Origin of the sequence: Actinomadura flavalba DSM 45200 (genome assembly GCF_000374305.1) — a bacterium.
GTDB lineage: Bacteria > Actinomycetota > Actinomycetes > Streptosporangiales > Streptosporangiaceae > Spirillospora > Spirillospora flavalba.
Genome location: NZ_KB894101.1, coordinates 212,656 through 221,622 on the forward strand (window position 1 = coordinate 212,656; position 8,967 = coordinate 221,622).

The 8,967-nt window shown below is 73.7% G+C and carries 8 protein-coding genes and 1 rRNA gene; 5 read left to right on the plus strand and 4 right to left on the minus strand.

Annotated elements, in window-relative coordinates:
* Positions 1-51: 51 nt before the first annotated feature.
* Positions 52-2,472, minus strand: a complete 2,421-nt coding sequence (locus C229_RS33210) for a serine/threonine-protein kinase (RefSeq protein ID WP_051109122.1) — start codon at positions 2,470-2,472, stop codon at positions 52-54.
* Between the two features lie 176 nt (positions 2,473-2,648).
* Here C229_RS33210 and C229_RS33215 point away from each other — a divergent pair, with 176 nt between their 5' ends.
* The 3 genes from C229_RS33215 to C229_RS31880 all read left to right on the plus strand — a co-directional run bounded on the left by C229_RS33215 (position 2,649) and on the right by C229_RS31880 (position 5,058).
* Positions 2,649-3,683, plus strand: a complete 1,035-nt coding sequence (locus C229_RS33215) for a DUF6777 domain-containing protein (protein ID WP_018657955.1) — start codon at positions 2,649-2,651, stop codon at positions 3,681-3,683.
* 65 nt (positions 3,684-3,748) lie between these two features.
* The gene (locus C229_RS0125515) at positions 3,749-4,090 is read left to right on the plus strand and encodes an ArsR/SmtB family transcription factor (RefSeq protein ID WP_018657956.1); all 342 of its coding nucleotides are present in this window, start codon (positions 3,749-3,751) and stop codon (positions 4,088-4,090) included.
* Complete coding sequence (locus C229_RS31880; RefSeq protein WP_018657957.1) at positions 4,087-5,058, plus strand: cation diffusion facilitator family transporter; 972 nt, start codon at positions 4,087-4,089, stop codon at positions 5,056-5,058. Before C229_RS0125515 ends, C229_RS31880 begins: the two co-directional genes overlap by 4 nt.
* Before the next feature lie 5 nt (positions 5,059-5,063).
* Here C229_RS31880 and C229_RS0125525 read toward each other — a convergent pair whose 3' ends face one another.
* Complete coding sequence (locus tag C229_RS0125525; RefSeq protein ID WP_018657958.1) at positions 5,064-5,954, minus strand: amidohydrolase family protein; 891 nt, start codon at positions 5,952-5,954, stop codon at positions 5,064-5,066.
* Between the two features lie 73 nt (positions 5,955-6,027).
* On the opposite strand from C229_RS0125525, the gene C229_RS0125530 reads away from it, so the two are divergent.
* Both C229_RS0125530 and C229_RS0125535 read left to right on the plus strand, forming a co-directional pair.
* Positions 6,028-6,963, plus strand: coding sequence for a diacylglycerol/lipid kinase family protein (locus C229_RS0125530; RefSeq protein ID WP_018657959.1), 936 nt, complete (start codon positions 6,028-6,030; stop codon positions 6,961-6,963).
* 32 nt (positions 6,964-6,995) lie between these two features.
* The gene (locus C229_RS0125535; RefSeq protein WP_018657960.1) at positions 6,996-7,700 is read left to right on the plus strand and encodes a maleylpyruvate isomerase family mycothiol-dependent enzyme; all 705 of its coding nucleotides are present in this window, start codon (positions 6,996-6,998) and stop codon (positions 7,698-7,700) included.
* 344 nt (positions 7,701-8,044) lie between these two features.
* Here the strand turns inward: C229_RS0125535 and C229_RS0125540 are convergent, their stop codons facing one another.
* Positions 8,045-8,620 carry a dihydrofolate reductase family protein gene (locus tag C229_RS0125540; protein ID WP_018657961.1) on the minus strand — a complete coding sequence of 192 codons (576 nt, stop codon included), beginning with the start codon at positions 8,618-8,620 and terminating at the stop codon, positions 8,045-8,047.
* A 211-nt stretch (positions 8,621-8,831) separates the two neighbouring features.
* Positions 8,832-8,948 (minus strand): 5S ribosomal RNA (gene rrf / locus C229_RS0125545).
* Positions 8,949-8,967 lie beyond the last annotated feature (19 nt).

Genomic DNA, 8,967 nt, shown 5'->3' on the forward strand with positions numbered 1-8,967 from the left:
GTCAGCGCCGCGCGCCCGCCGAAGCGTCAGCGCCGTGCGTCCGTCGAGGTGTCAGCGCCGTGCGCTCGTCGAGGGGTCGCGCGTGCGGGTGCCGAAGCCCAGGCCGCCGGCGATGGCGCCGACGAGGAGGATCGTCAGGGCGGCGTGGCCCGCGAAGACGGCGGTGTCCACGGCGACGACGGTGCTCCACACGCCCCAGAGGATCAGGCGGGCGGAGCGGACGGCGACGACGGTCCACGCCGCGGCGCGGCTCCCCCGCCAGCCGAGCACGACGGCGACGAGCGTCACGACGGCCAGCACGCAGAAGGACGCCGCCGCGACCGGCAACGCCCCGGCCCCCGGCTGCGCGGTCAACCGCGCGTCCCCGACGAGGACGGCCATCCCGGCGACGTCCGCGACGGCGAGCGCCCCCGCGACCCCGAGCCCGGTCCGCACCCATCCCCACCGCGACGGCCGCATCCGCACCGTCACCGCCCAGGCCGCCGCGCTCTCCGTGCCCTCGCCCGGAGACCGACGCCCAGCCCCACCGCCCGCACCCCGCACCCGCCGCCCAGCGGGCTCCGACGTCCCGACTCCCGAACCCCGCCCACTCGACGCATGACCCCGCGCGTCCGAGCGCTCCCGCTCGCGCGCTCCCCCGCGGCCCGAGGAACCGGAACCACGCGACGCGCCACCCTCAACGCCCCAGACCTCCCGCCTCGACCGTCCGCCAGAGTCCAACCCCTCCGACGCGCCCCGCCCCACGCCACGACTCAGGCCCGCCCTCCCCCCGGCGGACCACCCAACGTCCCGACCCGCGCGCCCAGCACTCCGCTCATCCCCGCCACGCACACCCTCGCGCTCCCCATGGCGCCAGTCCGAATCCGACCGCTCCGAAACCGACCGCCCCGAAGCAGCCCGCCCGCCGCCACGACCCCGCTCCGCCCCGCCCCGATCACGCCCTGCCCCGCCGCCAGATGCCCCGCCCCCGTGCTCCCCCTCGTCACGCTCAGCGGGCCACCTGCCCGGCGCCGACCCGCCCGGCAGCCCCTGCCCCACTCCCGGACCGGACTCGACCCCACCACGACCCGCCGCCCCAACACGACCCGCCGCCCCACCACGACCCGCCACCCCACCGGAGGCCCACCCACCGTCCCGCCCCTCCACGCGCCCGGCAGACCACCCGCCCAGAGCCGCCCCACCCGACGCACCATGACCGCGCCCGGTCCCGCCTCCAGAGAACTGCTCATCGCTCCCCTGACCCGCGCCCCCGGCAGCCGCCGACCCGTACCGCGCACCCCGGCCGACGCCACGATCACCGCCCGGACCGCCTCCAAAGGCCCGCTCGTCGCTCTCCCCGCCGCGCACGTCGCCGTCGGCCGCGCCCTCGACCGGCTGTCGGGCACACCCGCCGGGCGCGCGATCGACCGCGCCGCCCGCGACGTCGCCGTCCGCATCCCCGGCGCACGCCGACGCGCCCCGTCCGCCCTGCCCGACGCCGTGATCACGCCCCGAACCGCCTCCGAAGGGCTGCCCGTCGCTTCCCCAGGCTGAACGTGCGGCGGGCGCGGGCGCTGGCCTGTCCGGCCCGGCGCCTGGGTCGCGGAAGGCTCCGTTTTCGGAGGATCGGTCGTGGTGGGTGCCGTCGGGGGGTCGGGGGGTCGGGCGGGGGGTTGACGGGGTGGGGGCGGCCAGGAGCCAGAGGAGGACGGTTTCGGCGTCCGGGCGGTCGCGGGGGTCCTTGGCGAGGCAGGCGGCGGCGACCTCGGCCGCGCGGGGCGGGAGGGCGCGCAGGTCGGGTTGCGTGTGCAGGATGCGGTGCAGGACGACGGGCAGCGGCCCGCCCGCGAACACGTCGCGTCCGGTGGCGGCGAACAGCAGGGTGGCGGCCCACGCGAACAGGTCGGCGGCGGGCCCGGCGGCCGAGCCGTCGATCTGTTCGGGCGCCAGGTAGGCGGCCGTGCCGAGCAGCGGGCCGGGCGCGGTCGCGCGGGCGTCGAGCGCACGGGCGATACCGAAGTCGATCACGCGGGGGCCGTCCGGGCCGAGGAGCACATTGTGCGGTTTCAGGTCGCGGTGGACGACGCCCGCGCGGTGGATCGCGGTGAGCGCCGTCGCCGTGCCGACGGCCAGCCGGTCGAGCGTGGACCCGGAGCGCGGCCCGTGGGCCAGGACGGCCGCCCGCAGCGACGGCCCGCGCACGTACTCCGAGACGATGTAGGGACGGGCGCCCGCGAGTTCCGCCCCGAGCACCTGCGCCGTGCAGAACCCCGCAACCCGCTCCAGCAGCGCCAGTTCCCGGACGAACCGGGCGCGGGCGTCGGCGTCGCCGGTCAGTTCCGCGTGCAGCAGCTTGATCGCGACCTGCGCACCGCCCGCCTCGGGACGGCCCAGGTACACGACGCCCTGCCCGCCCGCGCCGAGCCGCGCGAGCAGCCGGTGCCCGCCGAGCCGGGCGGGATCGGACGGTTCGAGCGGTCGCGGTTCCACCATGTGCCGTCCCCGTGCGCATTCCGGCCCCCGCCGGTAACGAATTCGCGAATCATCGCGTCGGGGCGGCCCCCGCCGCCTCCGTTCGCACAGTATAGGAACGGTCACAACGAACGGGGGACTTCATGGCCGATCATGCCATCGGGAAAGGCCGCCGCATCATTCCCAGAACGGCCGTCGTGGCGACGGCACTCCTGGTACTGCCGGTGGCGGCGTGCGAGAGCGCGACGGCCGCGATCACCCGCCTCACCGTCGGCTCGCCCGGCGCAGCGCCGTACGCGGCGCTGCCGGGCGCCGACCGCGCGGCGATCGCCCGCGCCCCCGGCGGCTCGGCCCGGCCGGGCGACACACCGGGCCTGTACGGGGGGACACGTCGCAGGTCGCGGTGCGTTCCGGCCCGCATCACGGCGGCGGTGTCGGCCGACCCGGCGCGCGCCCGCGCGTGGGCGGCGGCCCAGGGCGTGGACGTGCCCGAGATCGCCGCGTTCGTCCGGCGGCTGACGCCCGTCCTGCTGCGCACCGACACCCTGGTGACCGACCACGGCTTCCGGGACGGACGCCCCATTCGCACCATCACGGTACTCCAGGCCGGAATCGCCGTTCTGGTGAATGATTACGGCGTACCGGCCGTCAAATGCAATTCCGGCAACCCACTGACACCGGCCCCCAAGAGCACCAACCCGAAGAAGGCTTCTTATACCGGCACTTCGTGGCCGGAATTCGGCAAAGCAACAGTGACGCGCATCCTCCCCCGCGAAGCACACAAAGGCCGCGTCACGGTCTTCGTCCTCGTCGCCCCCGACGGCACCGCCGGCTTCGACCGCCCCGCCGCCACGACGGGCGCCGCGGACGGCCCGCCGACGACGCCGCCGCTCGTCCCGCCCGTCACACCGCCCGCCGCCCCCGGCGATCCGTCCGTCGCACCGCCGCCTCCGGCGCCACCGGCCCCCAGGACGTCCGCGCCCGTCCCCCCGCCCGCCCTGCCCACGCCCGACACCCGCGCGACCCCGACCCCCGGCCCGACCGCGCCGCCGGACCCGGGCCCCGCGCCCACGCCCGCGCCGCCGCCCGTCGAGAATCCACTCGAACCGGAACCCCAGGCGACCACCACGCCAGCCCGGTGGGACCGCCTCCCGACGCGTCTCCCCCGGCACGTCCACCGGGTGAGGCCGCTGGCGCTGCCGCCGGGAGATGGCCTATCCTTGCTCATATGAGCAACCATTCAGACGTCGTTCCTCCGGCGGCCGCCCCCGCGCCGCCGGAGGACTGCACGGTGCGCATGGTCGACCCCGAGAAGGTCGCCGTCGTGATCGCGACCATGCCCGGCGCGGACACCGTCACCGAACTCGCCGACGTCTTCGGCCTGCTCGCCGATCCCGGGCGGCTGCGCGTGCTCACCGCGCTGCTCGAGGGCGGCGAGATGTGCGTCTGCGACATCGCCGCGGCCTGCGGGCACTCGGAGTCGGCGGTGTCGCACGCGCTGCGGCTGCTGCGCACCAGCCGCGTCGTCCGGGCCCGCCGGGACGGCCGCCGCGCCTACTACCGGCTCGACGACGCCCACGTCCGGATGCTGCTCGACCTCGCGCTCGCCCACGTCGGCCACCGCCGGGACGACGCGTGAGCGCCGGGCACGGCCATGGCCACGGGCACGGTGTCTCCGCGTCCTCCGACCGCCGCTACCTGACCGCCGCGCTCGTCCTCATCGTCGTCTTCATGTCGGGCGAGGTCGTCATCGGCCTGATGGCGGACTCGCTCGCGCTGCTCACCGACGCCGCCCACATGATGACCGACGCGTTCGCCATCGCGCTCGCGCTCATCGCGATGCGCATCGCGGCCCGCCCGCCGCGCGGCGGCTACACCTACGGGCTGCGCCGCACCGAGATCCTGTCGGCGCAGCTCAACGGCCTCACGCTGATCCTGCTCGCGGCGTGGTTCGTCTACGAGGGCGTGCACCGGCTCATCGAGCCGCCCGACGTGGACGGCCGCCTGGTCTTCTTCACCTCGCTCGCGGGTGTCGCCGTCAACGTCGTCGCGACGTGGCTGATCAGCAAGGCGAACCGGCGCAGCCTCAACGTCGAGGGCGCGTTCCAGCACATCCTGAACGACCTGTACGCGTTCATCTCCACGGCCGTCGCGGGCCTCGTCGTGTGGGTGACGGGCTTCACCCGCGCCGACGCGATCGCGTCGCTGGTCGTCGCCGGGCTGATGGTCTACGCGGGTTGGGGCCTGCTGCGCGACGCGGGACGCGTCCTCATGGAGGCGGCACCGGCGGGGGTCGACCCGGGCGAGCTGGGCCGGCAGCTCGCCGAGCGGCCGTGCGTCCAGGAGGTCCACGACCTGCACGTCTGGGAGGTCTCGTCCGGCTATCCGGCGCTGTCGGCGCACGTCCTGGTCGACCCGGCGGGCGACTGCCACGGCGTCCGCCGCGACCTGCAGGAACTGCTGCGCGACGCCTACGGCATCACGCACACGACGCTGGAGGTCGACCACGTGGACGACGGCTTCCACTGCGAGGACCCGCACGGCCCCCGCCACACCTCCGACGTCGAGACGCACGAGCACTCTCCCCGCACCCGATGCGGCCACTGACGGCGTCAGCCGACGCCGAGCACCCGCGCCGGGGCGTGCCAGCACACCTCGCGCAGCCACGCGTCGCCGAAGCCGAGGCCGGCGAGAGCCTGGAGCTGGTGCGCGTACGGGTAGGGGATGTTGGGGAAGTCGGTGCCGAGCAGGACGCGTCCCGACTCACCGAGGTCGCGCAGGCGCGGCAGCAGCGCGGGCGGGAACGCGCCCATCTCCTCGAAGAAGCGGGTGAACGCCATCGTGGTGTCCAGGTGGACGCGCGAGTACGTCTCGGCGAGCGCGAAGAACCCGTCGTACTCGGGCGCGCCGAGGTGCGCGACGACGGCCGTCAGCCCCGGATGCCGCGTCAGCACCGCGCCGAACGGCTCGGGCCCGGTGAACCCGTGCGCGACCGGACCCGATCCGGCGTGCACGACGACCGGCACGGCCGCCTCGGCCAGGACGCCCCAGGCCGCGTCGAGTTCCGGCGCGCGCGGGTCGAAGCCGCCGACCTGGAGATGGACCTTGAACGCGCGGACGCCGTCCTCGATGGCGCGTTCCACATACGCGGCGACGCCCGGCTCGGGGAACAGCGTGCCGGTCGGCACCGCCTCGGGCACCCGCGCGGCGAACTCCAGCGCCCACGCGTTCAGGCCCGCCGCCATGCCGGGCCGGTGCGGGTAGAGCAGGGCGGTGAACGCGCGGACGCCGAACGCCCGCAGTCGCTCGACGCGCGCGTCCTCCGGCTCGCGGTAGACGATGGGCCAATGCCGTCCGATGAGCGGGCCGGGCTCGTCGAAGTACGCCCAGACGGACTCCATCAGCCGAGGCGGCATGAAATGGACATGGGCGTCGATCAGGCCGGGCAGCCCCAGAGCGCCCCAGAACGCGGGGACGTCCTCGTCGGTCAGCGGTGCGGTCACGGACGGGACCTTACGCGACCCCTCCGGACCGGTGCGGGCCGCCCGGTAGAGTGCACATGATCTAAGGGGTGCAATGCGCAGCAAACCGGAACTGGAAGCGGCGATCCGCGACCCGGATCGCTGCAACGCGGTGCTGGTCGTCAACGTCGAGTCGCGCAGCGGTCGCCGCCAGTCGGAGACGGCCCAGCAAGCCCTGCAGGACGCCGGGCTCGGCTTCTCCCGCGTCATCGAGGTGACCGACCCGGAGAAACTGGACGGCATCCTCGCGGAGCTGGCCGAGGAGGCGCCCGACCTCGTCGTCGTCGGCGGCGGGGACGGCACGATCGCCGCCGCGGTCGGTCACTTCGCGCACCGCGACATCGCGCTCGGCGTGCTGCCGTTCGGCACCACCAACAACTTCGCGCGCGGCCTGGAACTCCCGCTGGACGTGCGCGGCGCCGTCGGCGTCCTGCGCGACGGCAAGGTCGCCGACGTGGACGTCGGGTCCGCCGACGGGCACATCTTCGCGAACATGGTCAGCGTCGGGCTGTCCGTGCACGTCGCCGAGCAGGTGCCGCACAAGCTCAAGCGCGTCCTCGGCCGCTCCGCCTACGGCCTCACCGCCGCGTGGCTGCTGCTGCGGCACAAGCCGTTCACCGCGACCTGCGAACTCGGCGACGAGACGCTCACGCTCACCACCCACCAGCTCAACGTCGCCAACGGCGGGCACCAGAGCGGGCAGCGCATCGCCCGCGACGCCGGCCCCGACGACCGGCTGCTCGCCCTCTACCGGCTCGGCGACCGGCGCCGCGTCCGGCTGGCGGCGGCGACCGTCCGGCATGTCCTGACCGGGCAGTGGCGGTCGCTGAACGAGGAGCAGTTCACGACGACGCGCGACGTGCGGATCACCACCGATCCCCCCACGTCGGTCGACGTGGACGGCGAGGTACGCGGGCAGACGCCCGTCCACATCAAACTGCACGGGAACGCGCTGCGGGTACTGGTGCCGCAGTCGTTCGTCGACACCTGATTCACCGGGCGCGTACCGGGCACGACCCCTGCATGTACAGCAGCGCCGTGGACGGCCTCGACCCGTTCGATCTCCTGGACAGCGAGGCGGCCCGCCTCGACGCCCACTTCACCCTGCTGCACGCCGGCGACTGGGACCGCCCGTCGCGGGCGGAGGGCTGGTCCGTGCGGGACGTCCTCGCGCATCTGGCGGGCGAGGAGCTGTACAACCACGCCTGCCTGAACGACGACATGGAGGGCTTCATCCTGCTCCTGCACGATGAGGGCGTCCAGGGCCTCGAAGCGTTCAACCAGTGGTCGGTCGAGACCCGCCGCGACCTGCCCGTGTCCGACGTCCTCACCGAGTGGCGCGCGAAGAGCTCCGAGACGCGCCGCCGCATGCGCGACCGCGGCTACGACGGGTCTCTGGTCACCCGATCCGGCCCGTACTCGGTAGGCTTCCAGACGCTCCACTACGCCTCCGAGTACGCCACCCACGCCGACGACATCGGCGCCCCGGTCGAACCCGGCGAACGCGAAGGCCGCACCGCCTGGCGCGCTCGCGTCGGCATCCTCGCCCTCTCCGAACGCGGCACGGGCGTCTTCGTCCGGGAGACCAAGGGCGGCTACCACATCCTGTGGGGCGCCGAATCCGCCGACCTCTCCCCCGACGAGTTCGTCGCCGCCACCACCGCCCGCCTCCCGAACGACCACGCGCTCTCCGTCCCCCTGCGTGAGGCCCTGATAGCCCTGGCGTAACCACGACCCGATGACTCAGTTGAGGCCGAGGCCAGCTTGAGGTTGAGGCCGGGTTGAGGTTGAGGCCAGGTTGAGGTTGAGGCCGGGGCCAGGGCAGGCCCGGGAGCAGGGGCCGGGGTGAGGCCGGGGCCAGGTTGAGGCCGGGGCCGGGGCCAGGGCAGGCCCGGGAGCAGGGGGCGGGGTCAGGCCGGGGCCGGGGTGAGGACGGGGCTAAGGCTAGGTCGGGCTGGGGCTGGGGTGGTTGTCCACAGAACGTGGTTCGAGTTCCTTGGGGCGCGCGGCTCCGGGAGTCTGGAGATTCGGGGGTGCCGCGGCCGGCGGTGAGTCCGGCTGTCGGTGTGCGCCTATGGCGTGGTCGGGTGCTTGACGCGGTGCCGGAGGTAGACGACGCCGGAGGCGAAGGTCCGGGTTTCTATGAGTTCGAGATCAACGCGGTGTTCGTGGTGGGCGAAGAAGGGGATGCCGCCGCCGACCAGGACCGGGTAGACGCGGACCAGGTACTCGTCGATCAGGTCCGCGTCGGCTGCCTGGGCGGCGAGGGTCGCGCCGCCGATGGCGATGTCGCCGTCTCCCGGTTCAGCGCGCAGTCGCTCGATCTCGTCCGCCAAGGTGCCGGAGGCGAGGCGGGCGTTGCCCTGCACCGAGGACAGCGTGGTGGAGAACACCACCTTCGGGAGGGGGTTCCAGAGCCGAGTCCACTCGCGTTCCGCGTCGTCCAGCGACTGGTCCTGTTCGGCGGTCTCCCAGTACAGCATCGTCTCGTAGAGTCGGCGGCCCATCAGGTGGACGTTAACCTGCTGAATCTCGTCGATGGAGAGCCGGAAGACCTCCTCGTCGGGCACCGACCAGTTGAAGCCGCCGTCCGGGCCGACGATGTAGCCGTCGAGGGACATGCTCATCGAGTAGGTCACGGTGCGCATAGCGTTCTCCTCTGAAGTGGGTTCGCCACTATGACTGCCGACCGCTCCAGGACTCATCGCGCCGCACCGGATGACGTCAGATCTTTCCCCGCCCTAGGCAGCACCACCACGAGACACGAACTTCCGGGGCTCGACCGAGAACAAGGCTGAACATAACCCCGGAAATGCGAATGGCCCCACCCGTGACGGGTGGGGCCATTCGTTACGTTGAGTCCGGCGGTGTCCTACTCTCCCACACAGTCTCCCATGCAGTACCATCGGCGCTGAAAGGCTTAACTTCCGGGTTCGGGATGGGACCGGGTGTTTCCCTTTCGCCAAAACCACCGAACGTCTCACCCCCAACCCCT